This is a genomic window from Psychroflexus aestuariivivens (assembly GCF_004010055.1).
Taxonomy (GTDB): domain Bacteria; phylum Bacteroidota; class Bacteroidia; order Flavobacteriales; family Flavobacteriaceae; genus Psychroflexus; species Psychroflexus aestuariivivens.
Window position 1 is genome coordinate 40,164 of sequence record NZ_RQVT01000056.1, and the last position, 20,127, is coordinate 60,290.

The window sequence follows — 20,127 nt, forward strand, 5'->3', positions numbered from 1 at the left end:
CAATTAGTCAAATTAGATACCAAACCTTCTTTAGACAAGTTTCGATGTGATTTTTAAAAGTTTACACTATAAAACCAAGCTTTTTACTGCCGTTTTGTCTGTTATTAACGAAAAATAAGCGACATATTGTCTGTTTTGTGCTGAAAAATCTGAAATCGATAAAAACAAAAATCATGATCAAGTCAATTTATGTTGAATAGACTTAAAAAAAAGATGTTTTCATAAATAAAACTAACAATACAATGCTATAGCAAACTTTATTTTTCACTTCAGTTTCAGTAAGAAATATATCCTTATTTTTGTGTGCACTTAAAATTCAACTAGCAAGTTTGTACGCTATTTTAGACATAGAATCCACTGGCGGAAAATTTAATGAAGAAGGCATTACTGAAATTGCAATCTATAAATTCGATGGCGAGAAAATCGTTGATGAGTTTGTTAGTCTCATTAATCCTGAGCGAAGAATTCAATCTTTTGTAGTTGGGCTGACTGGCATCAATAATGAAATGGTTCATACTGCGCCAAAGTTTTATGAAGTTGCCAAACGCATTGTTGAAATTACAGAAGACTGTACAATTGTAGCGCACAATGCAAAGTTTGACTACCGAATGTTACGTTTAGAATTCAACCGATTGGGATTCGAATTCGAAAGAAACACACTTTGCACCGTAAAACTTTCAAAAGTTTTATTGCCCGGTCATAATTCATATAGTTTAGGGAAGCTGGTTAAAAGTTTAGGTATTTCTATCAAAAACAGACATCGTGCTAGCGGCGATGCTTTAGCGACCGTTGAATTGTTTGAAATGCTGCTAGCAAAAGATCCTGATAAAGCAATTTTAGAGAAAAACCTAAATAAGAAAATTTATCAAAAGCTTGATAAAGATCTTTTAGATTTAGTCAAAACTTTACCAGAAAGTGTTGGTGTGTATTATTTCCTGAACAAATCTAAAGAAGTTATTTACGTTGGTAAAAGCAAGAATCTAAAAAAGCGTTCTCAACAACATTTCACGAGTGATAATCATAAATCGAAGCAAATTCAATCTGAGGTTGAAAAGGTTGAATTTGAGATTACTGGTAATGAACTTCAAGCTTTACTAAAAGAAAATCAAGCCATTAAACGTTTGCAACCAAAATACAATCGGGCTTTGGTGAAAAACATTTTCAGCTACGCTTTATATGTTTTCAAAGATGATTTGGGATATTTGAATTTAAGCTTGTCGAAAGTAAAACCAAATGTTAGATATATCACGAGTTTCACTAACTACCAACAGGGTAAAAGTTTCATGGAGCGAATGCTGGAACAGTACGAACTTTGCCAGAAATTGACAGGTTTACATCAAACTAAAGGCGCTTGCTTCAATTATACAATAAAGCAATGTAATGGTGCTTGTGTAACGGAAGAGTCTGCAGAAATTTATAATGAACGTGTTCAGAAACTAATAGATTATTATGATTTTGAACATAAAAATATGGTAATTCAGGATCGTGGCCGTCATTCAGCAGAAAAAAGTCTTATCATTATTGAAGACGGTCAACTTTGTGCGATTGGCTTTGTGAATGCAGATACTGAAATCAGTAATATTAATAAACTGAAAACAATGTTGAATTCAATTGAAAATGACAGAGACGCACAACATATTATTCAAAGTTATTTAAGAAAACGAAACAAAAACTTGAAAATCCACAGGTTATAAGCATGAATAGAAATTTGAAAATCCATACTGTTTCGTTCTTACTTAGCCTAATAGGTTTAGTAGTTATGGTTTTCGACTTTGGCTTTGAACATTCTGATTATTTGAGCAAAACTTATAATATTTTTTACGTTGCGGTTATTATTTTAGGAATTACTTCAACGTCAATTAGGTATTATAAAAATGATGATTTTCCCAAAAAAGGTGTTGTTGTTTTTGATTTGATTTCAGTTTTATTTTCGATTTTTGTACTGATTAGGCATTTTGTAGTTTTAGATTTTCAGATTTTAGAAAGTTCAGTAATTAGGGACAACTGGTTAAATTTAGCAATCCTTCTTACTTTCATTAGGGAGTCTTCAGATATTAAAATTTCAATTGATCGGACTATTCTTAATCCGGCTCAACTATTCATACTTAGTTTTTTGACGATTATAGTAATTGGCAGCTTCCTCCTCATGCTTCCTAATGCAACCCACTCAGGCATTAGTTTTATTGACGCTTTATTCACTTCTACCAGTGCAGTCTGTGTAACTGGTCTTATTGTGGTAGATACAGGAAGTTATTTTACAGGTTTAGGTCAAACTATAATTCTTTGCCTAATACAAATAGGTGGTTTAGGTATTTTGACCTTTACAAGTTTTTTTAGCTATTTTTTTAAAGGAGGCTCAACCTATGAAAATCAGCTTACTTTGAACAGCATTACAAGTTCTAAATCTTTGAGTACAGTTTTCAAAACTTTAAAATATATCATTGTAATCACATTCGGAATTGAGTTGGTCTCAGCACTTCTGATTTATTCTTCATTAGAAAGCTCAGACTTTAAAGGTTTTTCAGATCAGGCTTATTTTTCCATATTTCATGCTATATCTTCATTTTGTAATGCGGGGTTTTCAACTTTAACCAATAGTTTTAATGAAACTGGTTTCAGATTCAACTACGGACTTCAACTTGTAGTAATTGTTTCTTTTATTGTAGGCGGGCTTGGTTTTCCCATAGTTGAAAATATAGTCAAATACATTAGATATAGCGTAAAAAGAGTTTTTGGACGGGAAGCAGATTTCAAACCTTGGGTTTTGAATTTGAGTAGTAGAATCACTTTGATTACAACTTTTATTGTGACTGCCATTGCCTTGGTCGTTATTTATATTTTAGAATTTAACAACAGCTTAGCCGAGCATAGTGGATTTGGAAAAATCGTAACTGCTCTATTTACGGCTGCTACTCCGCGAACAGCAGGATTCAATACCGTAGATACATCTCTTTTGACTTTACCGACTTTATTATTCATTTTACTTCTAATGTGGATTGGCGCATCCCCATCCTCAACTGGCGGAGGTATAAAAACGAGTACACTTGCAATATCTACTTTGAATATTTTAAGTTTAGCTAGAGGAAAGTCGAGAATTGAAGTTTTCAAGAGAGAAATTTCCAATATATCTATAAGAAGATCTTATGCTATTATTGCGCTATCTTTGATTGTTATAGGCTTTTCCACTTTGGTTTTAAGTCTAAGCGAAAAAAACTTGAGTCTATTTGATTTGGTTTTTGAAACCTTTTCAGCTTATTCAACAGTTGGATTAAGCTTAGGAATTACAGACCGACTTAGCGAATTGGGAAAATTGGTCATTATTTTTACGATGTTCGTAGGCAGAGTAAGCATGCTGACAGTTGTCGTTGCTGTTTTTAAGAAAATAAAGCAAAAAAATTATGATTATCCAACAGAAGAAATATTAATTAACTAATTATGAAATATATCATTGTAGGATTAGGCAATTTCGGTGCCTCACTAGCTCAAAAACTTACAGCTCTAGATAATGAAGTTATAGGAGTTGATAAAAATATGGACAAGGTAGATTATTTTAAAGAAAAAATCACACATACCATCCGAATGGACGCTACCGATGAAATTGAAGTTTCTGACTTACCTCTAGACGAAACCGATGTCGTAGTCATTGCTATTGGAGAAGACCAAGGTGAAAACATTATGACAACGGCTCTTTTCAAAAACCTAGGCGTTAAAGAACTTATCACTAGAGCTATGAATCCTTTACATAAAAAAGTTCTTCAAGCTATTGGTGTTGACAAGATTGTTCATCCTGAAGCTGAAATCGCCGAGCGCTGGTCAAATAAACTTCACTTTAAAAATATATTGGATTCTTTTGAGCTTAATGAAGATTTTAGTATTGTACAGATAGAACTTCCAGAAAAATTCGCTGGTAAAACGCTAAAGGAATTAGACTTAAGGAAGAAACATAATCTTCTCATTCTGACTACTATTAAAAAAAATGAAGATAATAATGATTCTGAAAATGAGGATAAGGTAAGTGAAAATGAAAGAGAAGATAAAATTCGTGGAATATTAGATCCAACAGAAAAATTGAAGGAAAAAGAAATTCTGGTTATTTTTGGAAAAAATAGTGATATAAATACTTTTATTGATAAAAAGACTTCTAAGGATTGACGAAAAGTTCGAACATGTTTCTTTATATCGGAATCTAAAGCAAAACATAAGAAATAAAGTTTTATTTATCCTAAATTTAGCGCTTCTAGCTTTTTCAATCAAAAATTAAAGCTAAAACAAAAAATAATTTTGAATCAGTATGACTTGGAAAGAAAAGGTTCATGAAGTAATTTACGAGGCAGACACAAAAGCTGGAAAAGTATTCGATGTGGCTTTGCTGATTGTAATTGTAGTAAGTCTCGCATTAGTGGTACTCGACTCTGTTGAACAAATTAGCTTAGAATACCATTCTTTGTTTGTTACTTTAGAATGGATTATTACCATATTTTTTACAATTGAATATATTTTGAGAATTATCAGTATAAAAAAACCAAAAAATTATATTCTTAGTTTTTATGGTATAGTCGATTTTCTTTCTACAATTCCACTTTATGTTTCATTAGTTTTTGTTGGCTCCGGAGCCTTATTGTCTTTAAGAGCTTTAAGGTTACTACGAGTTTTTAGAGTGCTTAAGCTAGCAAGATATACTGGAGCCGGTTCTGTAGTTTCAGTCGCCTTGAAAAAGAGCATGCCTAAAATATTGATATTTTTATACAGTGTTATCATAATAGCTTTTGTATCTGGAACTATTATGTACCTTGTAGAAGGACCCGAAAACGGCTACACTTCTATCCCTATTGGGATTTACTGGACAATTGTAACCTTGACAACTGTTGGATTTGGAGACATTCACCCTGTAACGCCTTTAGGTCAATTCATAGCTACTCTTATTATGCTACTTGGTTATGGTATTATAGCTGTGCCAACAGGAATTGTTACGGCAGAAATGACAAAAGAAAATGTTTCCAGAAATACTCAAGTATGCTACAACTGTGGAGAAAGTATACATCAAGATGACGCTCAATTTTGTCATAAATGTGGCTATGATTTGAAAAGATAAATTATTTATTAAAACAGTTTTTAATTTGAATAAAATAAATTTTGAAAATCTTCAGTTACAGAAATTTCAAAATCATGAAATCTTTGAAAATCTATAGTTTTAGAATTCAATTTTTATTCGAAATTTACCATAATTAACAGAAAAATTTTAGTTTGAATTATGACAAAAAAACTGATTTCAATAATTGGTCCGACGGCAATAGGCAAAACTTCAAAAAGCATCGCTTTGGCGAAAATTTACAACACAGAAATTTTATCCTGTGATTCTAGGCAGTTTTATAAAGAAATGTCGATAGGAACTGCTGTGCCTGAAGACTCGGAAATGGCTGAAATTCCTCATCATTTTATACAACATCGTTCCATAATTGAAAATTATAATGTTGGTGATTTTGAAAAAGACGCAATTAAAAAGCTTAGTGAAATTTTTCTTGAAAACAATATCGCCATAATGGTTGGTGGTAGCGGTTTGTATGAAAAAGCTGTAGTAGAAGGTTTGGATCAATTTCCAGATATTGATCCAAAAGTTAGAGAAAATCTGAATACTATTCTGAAGCATTATGGCATCGAAAAACTTCAAAATGAATTGGCTGAAAAAGATCCTGAATATTATACAACAATAGATCAGGAAAATCCTAGAAGAATAATCCGGGCATTAGAAGTTATTTTAAGTTCAGGAGAAAAATTTTCTAAATTTTTGAATCAACCAAAACCAAAACGTTCATTTGAAACTATAAAAATTGGATTGGATGCTCCAAGACAAATTATTTATGAAAGAATCAACCAGAGAGTAGATTTAATGATTGAAAATGGATTGGTTGACGAAGCTAAATCACTTTACAAACACAAAAGTTTGAATGCTTTAAACACCGTTGGTTATAAAGAATTGTTTAGGTTTTTTGAAGATGAAATTACTTTAGAAGAAGCTATTTCGGAAATAAAAAAGAATACAAGAAGATTTGCTAAACGACAAATGACTTGGTTCAAAAAAGATGAAGACATTCGATGGTTTCCATATGAAACCTCTGCAAAAGAAATTTCAGAATTTATAAACAAAAAACACCTATCATAATAAAATCAATTATTACGATAGGTAATTTTGAAACTGAAAAAAGATAAGAATTTATGCTCCTTTTCCGTCGGAACCTCTAACAACCAAACGGAAACCTTCTCCGTGGATATTTAAAATTTCAACGGTTTCATCTTTTTTCAAGTATTTTCTTAATTTGGCGATATAAACATCCATACTTCTTGATGTAAAGTAGTTATCGTCTCTCCAAATCTTTGTCAATGCCAACTCTCTTGGCATCAAATCATTTTCATATAATGCCAAAAGCCTCAATAATTCATTTTCTTTTGGTGATAATTTGATAGGTTCTTCATCCTTATAAGTTAAGAAACGAAGTTTAGAATTGAGGTGAAAATTACCAATCGTAAATTCAAATTGTTTACTTTCTGCTAAACTATCAGAACTTTTTCTTTGCATAATGGCTTTGATTTTCATCAAAAGCACTTCACTGTCAAATGGTTTATTCAAATAGTCATCAGCTCCGACTTTATAGCCTTTTAAAACATCATCTTTCATAGCCTTCGCAGTTAAAAAGATAATTGGAACGTCTTCATTTTTAGCTCTAATTTCTTTTGCTAAAGTAAAACCGTCTTTGTATGGCATCATGACATCTAATATGCATAGATCGAAGTTGCCTTTTTTAAATTTCTCAAAGCCTTCCATACCGTTCTTAGCATGTGTAACGTCGTAGTTATTCATGGCTAAATAATCTTTCAATACGATTCCAAAATTTGGATCGTCCTCTACTAATAAAATTTTCTTGTTTTCAGTTTCCATATATTTATGATATTAATGGTAATTTAATTATAAATGAACTTCCTTTTCCTTTTTCACTTGTCACAGATATCTCACCGTGATGATCTTCAACGATTCTTTTTACATAAGCTAATCCAAGACCGTGCCCTTTTACGTTATGAACATCTCCTGTGTGTTCTCGATAAAATTTTTCAAAAATTTTCTTTTGAACCTGTTTGCTCATTCCGCTTCCTTTATCTGAAATAGTCAACAAAATAAAATTGCTTACATTTTCAGTATAAACATCTATTTCGGGTACGTCCGTTGAATATTTTACTGCATTGTCCAAAATGTTTACAATAACATTTGAAAAATGAGAATCATTAGCCAAAACACTGTCACGAGATGCTTCAAGATGTGTCTTTATATAACCTCCGCGATCTTCAACAATTAAGTTGATGTGACTTACAGCGTCTTCTATAATATCGTGCAAATCACGCTTTTCTTTTTCAATATCTAGTTCATTGCGCTCCAGTTTTGAAATTCTCAAAACATTTTCTACTTGAGCATGCATCCGTTTATTTTCCTCTCTAATCATGTTCAAATAGCGATCAACAGCGTCAGGATTTTTTGAAATCATTGGGTTTTTCACAGAATCCAAAGCCAAATTGATTGTAGCAATAGGCGTTTTAAATTCATGAGTCATGTTGTTAATGAAATCGGTTTTGATTTGTGAAATCTGTCTTTGACGAATCAATTGACCGATTGCAGAAGAAAAGGCTAAAACAATAACCAAAGTAAACATTACTGACAAACCGCCCATTAAAGCAATAGATGACAAAATTTGCTTATTTTTATCCTTAAAATTGATAAACAATTGAAAGTCTGAGTTCGTATCGTTATAACTATATACAGGAATTCCGTAAGTTGAAGGTGAATTCAATTCGAAATTGGCTGTTTTCACTTTTGTTGACAAAGCATTGCTATAAATGCCAAATTCATAATCTGAATCCATATTCCTTTTCTGCATTTGCTCATCAATCAAATTCTTGATCTCGATTGTGTCAATACGTTTATGAATCGGAATTTTAGACGCCATTTCTTTAATTGCGTCCAACCACAAATATTTCTGTTCGTCTTCCAGATTATTTATTTTTTCAAAACGCTCGAGCGCACTCAAAGTATTTCCATCGACATCATTTCGCCGCATTACGGCAGTAACTTTTCTGTTCACTAGTTTTTTAAATTCAACCGAATCTTGATTTTCAGCTAAAAAAGGAGATGCAATTTTATAATCTTCCTGAAAAATACTGTTTGAATACAAAAAATAATCTGCGGAAATCTCATCTTCTTTCAACTGAAAAATTTCACTTAACTGAGTTTCTACAGGAGTCGCAGAATCAGCTAAAGCAGCAAATTCGAAATAATATTTATCTATTTCTTGTTTTTCTAACTGCTGAACAACATTGATGAGAATTTGCTTAGCTCCCATAGAAAACTGCTCTTCGTTGCTTTCTACTGTGTTTTTAATCCAGTAGCCCTGCACGAAAATGATTCCAACAAGGGAAACACTCATCAAAACAATTATGAATTTGAAAATCTTTTTATTCATTCCGTCAAAATTAACTTTTTAATTAAAGGCTCAAATAGCATTTAACCGAAAGTTAACATCAAATCAAATGGAATTATCTGAAAGTTTTGAAATATCTTCATGAAGTTCACGAACTCTTTGCTGAGTTTGTTTTAAATCTAGATTTTCAATAACGAAATCCGCAAGTTTAGCTTTTTTAGCATCGCTCCATTGGTTACTAATTCTTGACTGAACAGAATTTGGATTGGATGAATCTCGTGCAACTACTCTCTGGATTCTAAGTTGCTTTGGTGCAGTTACCAAAATAGTGAAATCGAAATCGTCTTGTCTTTTTTTTTCAAAAATTATAGCAGCTTCATAAATTATATATTCTGAATTTTGTTTACTGATCCATTTCATAAAGGCTTTATGAACTTCAGGATGTATGATGCTGTTCAGGGTTTTTAGCGCTTTATCATCATTGAATACAATTTCCGCTAATTTTTTTCGGTCTAAATCATCGTTTTCAGATAAAATTCCTTGTCCAAAAACTGCGGTCATTTGTTCTAAAACTGACTTGGTTTTTTGAATTTTTTTGGCTTCTTCATCTGCAATGAATACAGGAACGCCTAATTCTTGAAACATTTTGGCTACTGTAGATTTTCCACTACCAATACCACCTGTCAACCCTACTTTTATCATTTTTTTACCAAATAATCAACTTTATTAATATTCAAATTCAGATGTTTGAGTGATTTAGGATGCTCAACAATTTTTGGAATCATGAAGTCTTCATCTTCTTTATATTCACATTCTACAGTAAAATCATTTTCATCAATTTTTTCAAAATTTGACAAGCTGGTTTTAAAACTTATTTCAACTGTTTTGGGAAATGTTGTTACCTCTGCATATTGTGGTAAGTTGACGACTTTTATAGGAACTTGTACTTTGCCTTCAGTAAAACGATCAACAACCAATTGATATTCAACTTGAGTTGTAAAAAAATTGACCAATTCGAAATCTTCAGTCTTAAGTTGAATTTTACCAGAAAGTGTATCTGATACATCTGTGAAAGTCTTCGAGATTGTGTGTACAGAATCTATTTCTTTCAATATAGAATCTTTGCCCGAAATCTTTACCATTTTGGGCATTACTTTAAAATTTTGAACCGAATCATAACCCAACTTGAATTCAACCTGTAGGTTTGGAATAACCTTTATTTTTTTAGTTTTAAGTTTATAATACTCGTAGTTTAAAGTGCTTTGGGTTAATTTTAATTCAGATTCTGATAAATTAAATTTCTTCACAATTTCAGAAATATCTTTGTATAAATCATAAGTTAGGTAGGCATCTTCAACTTTAAGATGTTTAAAATCTATTCTATAATTTTGATTGAACAGGTTCAGAGATAATAACTTAAAACCTGTTTCATTCAGTTGAAAGTCGACAGATTTCGATTTTTTTTCGACTACAATATCTTTGGGAGTATTTGTGATTTCAAAATTAAACTCTACTGTTTGGTTGTAATTTTTAGATAACTGAACAAAAATCCAAATCAGCAAAGTAAAACACAGAAAAAAGATAAAAGCTTTATAATTACGCTTACTCAGATTTGTTTTTATAGTCTTGAACTGTCGATTTTTATTCATTTTTGGAAAAATAATTTAGGAAAAACTTCCCTTGGGTTTTTATTCAATATATGAATTTTAAAATAACTATTCAAAAATCCCAAGCCATATCCAAAAAACTGAATTTGGGTTGCCCATAAGGTCAGTAATCCAATTTTTAAGCTCTTATGGGTCACAGAAGCATCAATTAGTAATAAAAATAAATATAAAGAAAGGAAATAAGCAATGAAATGATAATCGAAAACGATAAAAAACAAAGATAAAACTAACACTACGACATAAACAGATGGAAACCAATAGGTGATTTTAGCTGTATTAGGATAGCGTTTTAACAAAATAGGTCTAACTAAGCCGAACTTATTGACTTGAGTTTTGAATTTCGAAAAATCGATTCGCCTTTTGTGATAAACGAATGCTTTTGGTATATAGCCAACATTGAAGCCTTTTTGCTTGAGTCTTATTGATAAATCAGGATCTTCACCAGGATGAATATCGGAAAAACCTTGCGTTTCTTGAAAGGCTTCTTTAGACAGACCCATATTAAAACTCCTTGGTTCATAAGTAGTAGAAATTTTGGAATTTTTACTACCACGAATTCCACCCGTAGTCAAAAACGAAGTCATAACGTAATCGATGGCTTTTTGGGTGTCTGAAAAATTTTGATGAGCACGATCTGGACCTCCAAAGCAATCAAAATGATACGCATGAAGTGCTTCTCTAACTTCGCTCAAATATGTATTTGGTAAAATAACGTCGCTGTCTAATATAATATAATAATTGCCTTTTGCTTTTTTCATTCCGAAATTTCGAGAATCACCAGGACCAGAATTACTTTTGCTAAAATATTTAAGTTTGAGTTTAGTCTTATATTCTTCAATAACATGTTCTGATGTTTCTGTTGATCCATCTTCAATAATTAGGACTTCGAAATCATCTTCTATCTTGGTCAAGCTTTCAAGAAGTTCCTCTATTTCTTTAGGACGGTTATAAACCGGAACAATAAATGAAAAGTGCAAATGTTTCATGCTTCAAATATATTACAAATAAAAAATCCCGAGACTAAAGCCTCGGGATTCATTATTTAAATATTTAAGTTGAAATTATTCTTTGATAATTCTAATCAATTTAGAATTACCATTGCTCTCAACTTTCACTAAGTAAGCACCTGCTTGCAAGTTCTCAAGACTTAAGCTTGGGTTTGCAGCATTAGGTTTCACTTTTACAACAGTCTGACCCAACATATTGAATACTGTAATTTCATCAATGTTTAATGAAGTTTTAATATTCAACATATCTTTAACTGGATTTGGATAAAAACTAAAATTATTAGCATTGAAGTTATCTGTAGAAACTATATCTATAGGAAGTTCTACAAGCGGTCCTCCACTAGCTAATGCTACCCATAATCCAAATTCTGGTCCACCTTGATTATTCACAGGTTCTGAGAAACCACTGGCCACAACTACAATAGCAGCACCATTGAGACCTAGTTCATCTAAAGGAACTTCATAGCTTTCAATTAATCCAGCAGGACCATTAATGTCTATGATATAATCGTCAGTTATAAATGAAGTATAACCTTGGAAATCTGTATAAGCCAAATCAGTAAATACTGGACCAACAGGCACAGATGTTTCAACTACATCTATTGCAGGTACATCAGGAGCACCATGATGAACTAAAACATCAGTATCACCAGGATCAGAAGCAACTTCCAAACCACCAGTATAAACTTCAAGACCAAAGTCTATTGGACTATTAACAGAAGTATCAAACTGAGATGGATCTAAGACACCGTCTGCAACAATGATATAAGTTTCATTTTCAACAAGTGTAGTATTTAAATTGTAAATACTTTCTGAAACATCAGCACTTGTAGAAGGAGCAATATCAACATCTATAGCAACTTCGGCTGGTACATCTATGAATTCTGTAGCTGTTCTGAACTCGAAATCATCTATTGCTAATACACCATTCAAATATACATCAACCATTGTGGCTGCTGGATCTGGTGAATTATGGATAATTTGAGCTCTTGCAAATACAGGTTCTGGAATTAGAGCCAGTTCGATTAAATCGCCTCCATCAGGAAGTGCAACCCAAAGACCGAATTCAGGTCCATTTTGATTTGCTATTGGGTCTAAGAAACCACTTGCAACTACAGTTAAAGCTTGACCTTCTAATTGTAATGTTGCTAAGGGTGCTTCATAAGAAGCCACAACTGTTGAACCATCGGCTGTAGTTACATCTATTGTGTAATCTCCAGTAGGTAAATTCAAATAGCCTTCAAATTCAGAATAAGAAATGTCATCAACTAATATTCCAGATGGAACACTCGTTTCAACAACATCTACAGTTGGAGCATCTGGAGAACCATGATGAACCAAAACATTTGTTTCAGCAGGATCGCCTGAGACGGTTTGAGAACCTATAAACACATCTAAGTTAAAGTCGATAGTATTTACAGAACTGTCAAACTGAGTCGGATCTAGTACGCCATTGGCTACAATGGTATACATTTCATCTTCAGCTAATGTTGTACTCATATTATAAATACTTTCTGTAACATCAGCACTTGTTGATGGTGCGATATCTATATTAATAACTACATCAGCAGGCAACTCAATAAATTCCGTTGCTGTTCTGAATTCAAAATCATCTACAGCCAAGACACCATCAACATAAACATCTACCATAGATGCTGCTGGGTCTGGTGAATTGTGAATGATTTGAGCAGTAGCTAAAACAGGTTCTACTTCGATAAATACATCAAAGAATATTTCAGTTTGTTGACCTGTGTCACAAGAATTAGTAAAATCAGATTCTAGTGTAATAAACATAGAACCAGAGTCTGCTACAAAACTTAGTACACTTAAGTCTCCAACATCAGAATTATCTAAGTCAGAATCATAAAGAACAGTTCCTGTTTGATCTGTTCCGTCATAAATGACCAAGTCATCATAAGTGCCACCTGCAAATGTATTAGCTTCAACTGAACCTTGTGTAAAGTCAATAACTAATGGAGAACCATCATCTGAAGTGAATAACCATTGCTGAAAATCATTATTACCATAGCAATAATTATCGGACTCAACGACACCTTCTGTAACGATTACCGCTTGAGGCAAAGTAAAGAAAGAAACTGAGTCTGATAAAACGCTTACTCCATTGACTGTACCACAGTCTGACTGTACATAAAAGTCATATTCTGTGTTTCCAGAAAGACCAGCAATAGTAACACTGAATGTAGAACTATCGGTATTCCCAGTTTGTAGAGGTGTATCAGTTTCAGGGTCGTTACCAGCTTCAAAAACAAACCAATTATAACCATTGGCTGCATTTGGTTCTTCATCCCAAGAAATGTTTGCACCATCTTGAGTTGAAGAATCTACGATTAAATTAACAGGTTCTAAACATGAAACTTCTGTAGTAAACGAAACTACATTAGATAAATCACTAACACCATCTGTATCACAATCAGATTGAACGTATACATCATAATCTGTATCGGATTCTAAACCTGATACTGAAGCCGTAATTTCTCCAGCATTGGTAGTTCCTGATGCAACCGGCGTGTCAGTTTCAGGATCATCTCCAGAATTGTATACAAACCACTCATATCCTACTGAGGCAGTTGGTTCATCGTCCCAAGATATATCAGCAGTAAAAGCTGCTATATTATCCACTTGAACATTTGTAGGTTTAAAACATTCTGGTATTTCCGAAACGTTTACGTCATCAACATAAAGTCTCCAGCCATCTAACCCTCCTTGAGGAACATGCCATGCTATATGAACTTCACCAGTGTAGCTAGACAAATCAACAGTGATTTCCTGATATACAACATTATCGTAAGAATCAAGAGGTAATATTACTTCGGTAAAGTCAGCTGTTTCTGTACCAGATGTTGAAAGTAATATTTCAAAATCGTTTGGCTCTCCACTCGATTGAACTCTAACTTGGAAAGTCAATTGATCATTTCCTGTTAAATCTAACGTTGGAGAAATTAACCAGTCATTGTTGTTTCCTGAGTTAAAATCTGTATTTAAAGCAGCAACTTCATTACCTTCAAATGGATTTAAAGTATAATCTAAGTTCCAAGCATCTCCATCTCCGTTTTCATCTAAAACTATCCAACAATTTTCTGAATCAGAGTCAGAATTAAAAGTCTCATTGAAAGGAACTGTATACACAGTATCACACAAAGTAGAGAAAGTAACTGCAGATGAAAGTATACTTGTTCCATCGGTATCACAATCTGATAATACATATGCGTCATATGTTGTATTTGATGTTAAACCAATAATATTGGCTAATGTTTCTCCAGCACCTGTAGTACCATTAACTATTGGGGAATCTGTTTCTGGATTATCTCCAGACTCAAAAACTTGCCATTCAAAACCAATTGTAGCCTCAGTCACATCATCCCAAGATAAATCAGCTGAATTATCAGTAATATTGCTAATAGCTAAATTTGTTGGTTCTGGACAAGGGGGATTTGTATCCTTAACTTCTATTCCAAAAGTACCTGGGTCAGCTGTACCCCACTGATCTACTTGTACATAGTAAGTATCACCTGGAACTAAAGCATCAATTTCTATAATTGACGTATATCCAAATCCAACAATATTACCACCGTCTTGATCACATTCTAAATCAGCACCAAATGTGCTTAAATCTGAACAATCCGTTGGAGATTCATAAACTGCAATTTCAGTATCAACAAGTGTAGCTCCTAATATATCTGTAGATACTTCAACCTCTCCTGAAGCTGGTGCTACAAAAGTAAACCAAACTGACCCATTTATTCCATCATTGAAACAAGCTGGAACTGGTTCATCAGTTTCTGCTGTAGCATTGACATTCGTATAAGCATCTCCTGTAGAAGTTGCGCCTACCGTTAATGGAATTGCGTCGCATACATTATCATTCGATGGGATTGAAGATGCAACTGGTAATTCAATTAAATCACCACCATCAGGAAGTGCAACCCACAATCCAAATGCCGGACCGTTTTGATTTGCTGTTGGATCTAAGAATCCACTCGCAATTACAGTTAAGGCTTGACCTTCTAATTGTAATGTTGCTAATGGTGCTTCATAAGAAGCCACAACTGTTGAACCATCGGCTGTAGTTACATCTATTGTATAATCTCCAGAAGCCAAGTTCAAGTATCCATCAAATTCAGAATAAGAAATGTCATCAACTAAAATTCCAGCAGGAACACTTGTCTCAACAATATCTACTGTTGGTGCATCTGGAGAACCATGATGAACCAAAACATCTGTTTCAGCAGGATCGCCAGAAACTTCTAGAGAGCCAGTAAATACATCTAAAACAAAATCTATAGTATTTACAGAGCTGTCAAACTGAGTCGGATCTAGCACGCCATTGGCTACAATGGTATACATTTCATCTTCAGCCAATGTTGTACTCATAGTATAAATACTTTCTGTAACATCAGCACTTGTTGATGGTGCTATATCTATATCTATTTCTACACCAGCTGGCAATTCAATAAATTCCGTTGCTGTTCTGAATTCAAAATCATCTAGAGCTAATGCGCCATCCACATAAACATCTACCATCGATGCTGCTGGATCTGGTGAATTATGGATGATTTGAGCATTAGCAAAAATCGGAGCTGGACAAGCTACACCTGTAAATAAGGAAGAATCTTGAGAACCATCTCCAGGCAAGTTAGTATATACACTTAATCCGTCAGGATTAATGATTTCTACTCCAACTTCACCTGCAAAACTTCCACCAGCATTCCAGTATAATTCAAAAGCAATATCGCTACACAGTGATATGTTTTCAGTCAGTGTTGAACCATTAGTAAAACTTGATCCAATTGTAGCAACTGTTGTTCCGTCTTGAATTACATCCATTGTGTTTCCGTTCCATCCATCACCAAATGAATCAGTTAATTCAAATGTATAGACGCATTGATCTTCTACATCACATAATGCAACTTCAAAATTAAATGGTCCAATTAATGCACTTTCTTCATTATTGCTACAATTAGTTTGTATGTAAATGTCATAAGAATTAACACCTGTAACTAAGAAAGCGACAGATGTAGCATTCTCATCTGTAGTAATACCTGAATCTACTTCAGTATCAGTTTCAGGAGAGTCACCTGATTCAAATATGAACCATGAATAATCAACTGCACCATCATTACCTGTCCAACTAAAGTCTACTGAATCTGTCCCTACTAAATCCAAAGAAAAAGCAGTAGGAGAAAGGCAAGATGGACACTCAGCTAAACCTGTAAACAATGAAGAGTCTTGGCTACCAGATCCTGGGCTCTTTAAAAATAAAGAAATACCATTTGGATCTGATACTTCAACGCCGACTTCGCCTGCAAATGAACCACCTGCATTCCAATATAGTTCAAAGTCAACACCATCACATAAAGCAACTGTCTCTGTGGTAGTTGAACCATCCGTAAAGTTACTTCCTAAGGTAGCTACAGTTACACCGGCTTGTATAACGTCCATGGTATTTCCGTTCCACCCGTCACCAAAAGTGTCCGTAAGTTCAAATGTAAAGTTACACTGATTTGATGGATCACAAACATCTATAGTAAAACTTTCAGGTAGCGAAAGTAAGCTATCAGAATCTCCACAGTTAGATTGAACATAAACATCATAACTAAAAACATCAACGACAGAAAAATTGCTTATAGTTACATTTGTACTTGTAGTAGTTCCTGTTAGAACTTCAGTGTCGGTTTCTGGATTAGAACCACCCTCATAAATAAACCATGTGTAACCGCTAGTTGCGCTTGATTCTGCATCCCAAGATAAATCTATCGAATTATTAGAAATATTTGAAATCTGTACATTCTCTGGTTTAAGACAAGTTGGTAATTCATCTACAGAAACATCATCTATTGCTAAATCATCATCAAAGTCGGTTCCATTGTTTTCGTCAACGATGAAAGCTAATTGGATGTCACCTGTAATGTTAAGGGCTGAAATATCAACGATAACTTCTTCCCAGGCTCCGTTTTCAGAATTTTCATTACTGAAAAAAACTTCATTCCATGCTGCTCCGTCCCAAACTTCTACTCTAAAGTCTACATTTGTTTCTCCTTCATTATTACTAATGAAGTAAAAACTTACTGCAGGAACTGTTAAGCTTGAAACATCTATAAATGGTGATTCAAGTCGTGTATCAAGATTGTGGTCACCAGAATCATCTACCCAAGCAAAACCATTTCCACTAGCTGATGAATTAGGAAAACTTCCAGCATCACCTATATGTCCTGTTGGTGTGTCAGCGAACTCCCAATCTTCAGCGTTGTTGACACCTTGTGTCCAACAATCTGGAATTGAAGTTGGGTCAGCATCAAAGTTTTCATTATAAGGAGCAGAAACGGTAGAACATGCTGTTGTAAAAGAAACCGCAGAAGACAACTCACTTTCATTTGAGTCTCCACAAATAGCTTGCAAATAAACATCATAGTCTGTAATAGGGGTTAAACCAGAAATTGAACCAGTAACTGTTGCTGAATCAGTAGTTGACCCGTTAGCAACAGCTGTATCGTTTTCAGGTGAATCTCCTGCTTCATAAACAAACCATTCATAACCATCAACGGCAAGTGGTTCTTCAACCCAAGTTATATCGGCTGTTGTTGAACTTATATTGGAAACTGCTATGGTTGATGTAACTACAGCTGGACAAGAAATTGGCTCGTCGATTTCTACGTCATCAATTAATATGTCGTTATGAAAAGTATCTCCAGTATTTTCTTGACCAGTGACAGTAAATCTAATTTGAACATCACCAGAAATGGTAAAACTAGTCAAGTCAATATTAAACTCAACCCAATCAGCACCAAGAAGTTCACTTTGTGTCAGAACATTATTCCAGACTGACCCATCATAGAATTCTACTTCTAAAATATTAACAGCATCACTATCAACATTATTACTAAATGCAAAAAATCTTAATTCTGGCTCAGTTAATCCTGATATATCAATAAAAGGAGAGGTAAGTGTTGAAACTTCACCATCCGTATTATCAGATCCGTCCATCCAAGCAAAATTAGTTCCGCCGCCATCTGTATGATCTTCAACATCAGAAGCTGCAAATCCTGCAGAAGTACTAAAATCCCATGAATTATCTCCAGATTCCGACCAACAGTTTGGTGTATCACTAGAGGAAAAATTCTCTGAAAAAGGAGCTGCAAAAGAATCACATTCGGTAGTAAACTCTATGACAGAACTTAAATCACTTTCATCGGTATCGCTACAAACTGCAACAACATAAGCATCGTAGGTTGTTGCAGAAGCTAAACCTGAAATATTTGCTTGGCTCGACCCATCATCAACGATTCCACTAAATAATGGTGAATCAACTTCTGGATCATCTCCAGAATTAAAAACCAACCATTCATATTCAGTTGCACTAGTCACAGAATCCCATGCTAAGTCAACACTTGTTGTACTCAAGTTACTTGTCACAAGATTCTGAGGAGTTGGACATGTAATCTGAGAAATATCGAGTGTATAAGTTGTAGAATCTGGAGTAGGGAATGTAGAAATAACAACATAATATGTTTGTCCAGCAGTAAGATTTATTTCAGAAAGAATCCTAGGGTTTGAATTACTTGATGTATGGTAAGCCACCGTATTCGAAAATGGCTCGCAACCTTCAAAAAGCCAAAACCCAACCCAACTTCCTATGTTTGTTAATTCGAAGTTATAGATTCCACTTTCATCTGGTGTAAAAGCATAAACAGTATCGTCACCATTTAAGTAAAATCCAGATCCAGTACCATCACTATACTGAACATTATCTATAGTTGGTCTGTCGGTATTCAGATAATTGTTACCTGTATTAGCCGTATCTCCTGAATCTGTGTAAGGAACTTGATCTACAACAAAAGCAGTTGAACAATCTTCACCGTTTTCAACAATAGGCTCTTGACTGAAATAAATATTATCTACATAAATATCGAAGGGTGTTGTATTTGCAGTGCCATCACTATTGAACTGTCCATCAAATTTCAATTGAAAGACAGAATCCCATGTCATACCTATAAAATCAGATTTATCTAAAGTTACACTATTCCAAGAACCTGGGGTTAAAGGCACTTCTACCAATATTTCAGATACTCCTGTCCCGTTATTAATCGGCGACACTTTCACCTGTCGGTCTGTTCCTGCAGCAACCCAGATATCAACATGAAGAAAATCCATATCAGATAAATCTAGATTAGCCCCAATATCTGTACCTTGATAGGTAAAATTGGGATAGGCCAAAGCAAAATCTGTTCCTGTACCTGTTGGATCAAATGTAGTATTCACTAAGGTGTGACCTGGCTGTCCCCAGTTTGGGTCATAGTTCGCAACAGAGACATCTGTATAAGCATCAGAATAAATAGATATTACATCTTCCGCTGCTTCAACAGGCGTTGGAGCTGATGTTGTTGGAGTAATTGGCGCAGAAGAAAAAGCTGACCATGAAAAGTCATCAATCATAATACGTTCTCCACTAGAATTGGGCACAATTCTTACGAGGATATCATCCTCAGAACTCTGAACTGAACCTGTAAAAGTAACCCAGTCGCTTGCATCATTTAATGAAGCATTGTTAATAAGAGCGACAAATTCCCATGTTGTACCACCATCAACAGAATACTCTAGGTTAAAATCTGGAGATGGGCTACCATCCCAGCGTCTAATAGCTACAGAAAAGTCGTCTACTCCCCCAGAAGCAATAGTAGCTGTCCAAGATGTTACATCGTTATTTCTTAAACGCCAAGCATAATCTCCCAGCGCACCAGGAAAACCATCTTGACCTCCATTCCCTTGTCTTAACGCATCATCAGCTATTGCTGAAAACACGCCGTCTACAAAGGAATGACCATTTTGATAACTTGTAATTGAACCATCCGCGCTCGGAATCCAATTAGCATCAACATCAAAATTGATCGTCGTTGTTTGACCAAATGTTAACATCACTGAGAACAGCATTGTTAACAACGTAATTTTCTTCATAATTTTATTTATTTTAGAGGT

11 protein-coding genes are annotated in these 20,127 nt (G+C 34.1%); 5 read left to right on the forward strand and 6 right to left on the reverse strand.

Translation table 11 applies throughout. From position 1 onward, the window contains the following. Positions 1–329 precede the first annotated feature (329 nt). The 5 genes from EIG86_RS11635 to miaA all read left to right on the forward strand — a co-directional run bounded on the left by EIG86_RS11635 (position 330) and on the right by miaA (position 6,160). Positions 330–1,694: an exonuclease domain-containing protein gene (locus EIG86_RS11635; RefSeq protein WP_127846356.1), complete on the forward strand. Its 1,365-nt coding sequence runs from the start codon at positions 330–332 to the stop codon at positions 1,692–1,694. A 2-nt stretch (positions 1,695–1,696) separates the two neighbouring features. Next, positions 1,697–3,433, forward strand: a complete 1,737-nt coding sequence (locus tag EIG86_RS11640) for a TrkH family potassium uptake protein (RefSeq protein ID WP_127846357.1) — start codon at positions 1,697–1,699, stop codon at positions 3,431–3,433. A gap of 2 nt (positions 3,434–3,435) precedes the next feature. Beyond that, positions 3,436–4,152: a potassium channel family protein gene (locus EIG86_RS11645; RefSeq protein WP_127846358.1), complete on the forward strand. Its 717-nt coding sequence runs from the start codon at positions 3,436–3,438 to the stop codon at positions 4,150–4,152. Positions 4,153–4,291: 139 nt separating this feature from the next. After that, positions 4,292–5,092 carry an ion transporter gene (locus EIG86_RS11650; protein WP_127846359.1) on the forward strand — a complete coding sequence of 267 codons (801 nt, stop codon included), beginning with the start codon at positions 4,292–4,294 and terminating at the stop codon, positions 5,090–5,092. Between the two features lie 159 nt (positions 5,093–5,251). Then, complete coding sequence (miaA, locus tag EIG86_RS11655) at positions 5,252–6,160, forward strand: tRNA (adenosine(37)-N6)-dimethylallyltransferase MiaA (protein ID WP_127846360.1); 909 nt, start codon at positions 5,252–5,254, stop codon at positions 6,158–6,160. Between the two features lie 51 nt (positions 6,161–6,211). Here the strand turns inward: miaA and EIG86_RS11660 are convergent, their stop codons facing one another. From EIG86_RS11660 to EIG86_RS14290, 6 genes are all read right to left on the reverse strand, one after another. Beyond that, positions 6,212–6,934 (reverse strand): response regulator transcription factor, encoded by a 723-nt coding sequence (locus EIG86_RS11660; protein WP_127846361.1) that lies wholly within the window; start codon positions 6,932–6,934, stop codon positions 6,212–6,214. 4 nt (positions 6,935–6,938) lie between these two features. Further along, positions 6,939–8,504 (reverse strand): sensor histidine kinase, encoded by a 1,566-nt coding sequence (locus EIG86_RS11665; RefSeq protein ID WP_127846362.1) that lies wholly within the window; start codon positions 8,502–8,504, stop codon positions 6,939–6,941. A 63-nt stretch (positions 8,505–8,567) separates the two neighbouring features. Beyond that, positions 8,568–9,164 carry a dephospho-CoA kinase gene (gene coaE, locus EIG86_RS11670; RefSeq protein ID WP_127846363.1) on the reverse strand — a complete coding sequence of 199 codons (597 nt, stop codon included), beginning with the start codon at positions 9,162–9,164 and terminating at the stop codon, positions 8,568–8,570. After that, positions 9,161–10,111 (reverse strand): YbbR-like domain-containing protein, encoded by a 951-nt coding sequence (locus EIG86_RS11675; protein ID WP_127846364.1) that lies wholly within the window; start codon positions 10,109–10,111, stop codon positions 9,161–9,163. Before EIG86_RS11675 ends, coaE begins: the two co-directional genes overlap by 4 nt. After that, the gene (locus tag EIG86_RS11680; protein WP_127846365.1) at positions 10,108–11,115 is read right to left on the reverse strand and encodes a glycosyltransferase; all 1,008 of its coding nucleotides are present in this window, start codon (positions 11,113–11,115) and stop codon (positions 10,108–10,110) included. The genes EIG86_RS11675 and EIG86_RS11680 overlap by 4 nt, the downstream gene beginning before the upstream one ends. A 75-nt stretch (positions 11,116–11,190) precedes the next feature. Then, positions 11,191–20,106 (reverse strand): DUF4397 domain-containing protein, encoded by an 8,916-nt coding sequence (locus EIG86_RS14290; RefSeq protein WP_240032217.1) that lies wholly within the window; start codon positions 20,104–20,106, stop codon positions 11,191–11,193. Positions 20,107–20,127 lie beyond the last annotated feature (21 nt).

Bases quoted from the DNA above. Each gene is read 5' to 3' on its own strand.
- coaE (WP_127846363.1), bottom strand. From the start codon at position 9,164: ATGATAAAAGTAGGGTTGACAGGTGGTATTGGTAGTGGAAAATCTACA.
- EIG86_RS14290 (WP_240032217.1), bottom strand. From the start codon at position 20,106: ATGAAGAAAATTACGTTGTTAACAATGCTGTTCTCAGTGATGTTAACA.
- miaA (WP_127846360.1), top strand. From the start codon at position 5,252: ATGACAAAAAAACTGATTTCAATAATTGGTCCGACGGCAATAGGCAAA.
- EIG86_RS11650 (WP_127846359.1), top strand. From the start codon at position 4,292: ATGACTTGGAAAGAAAAGGTTCATGAAGTAATTTACGAGGCAGACACA.
- EIG86_RS11665 (WP_127846362.1), bottom strand. From the start codon at position 8,504: ATGAATAAAAAGATTTTCAAATTCATAATTGTTTTGATGAGTGTTTCC.
- EIG86_RS11680 (WP_127846365.1), bottom strand. From the start codon at position 11,115: ATGAAACATTTGCACTTTTCATTTATTGTTCCGGTTTATAACCGTCCT.
- EIG86_RS11640 (WP_127846357.1), top strand. From the start codon at position 1,697: ATGAATAGAAATTTGAAAATCCATACTGTTTCGTTCTTACTTAGCCTA.
- EIG86_RS11645 (WP_127846358.1), top strand. From the start codon at position 3,436: ATGAAATATATCATTGTAGGATTAGGCAATTTCGGTGCCTCACTAGCT.
- EIG86_RS11675 (WP_127846364.1), bottom strand. From the start codon at position 10,111: ATGAATAAAAATCGACAGTTCAAGACTATAAAAACAAATCTGAGTAAG.
- EIG86_RS11660 (WP_127846361.1), bottom strand. From the start codon at position 6,934: ATGGAAACTGAAAACAAGAAAATTTTATTAGTAGAGGACGATCCAAAT.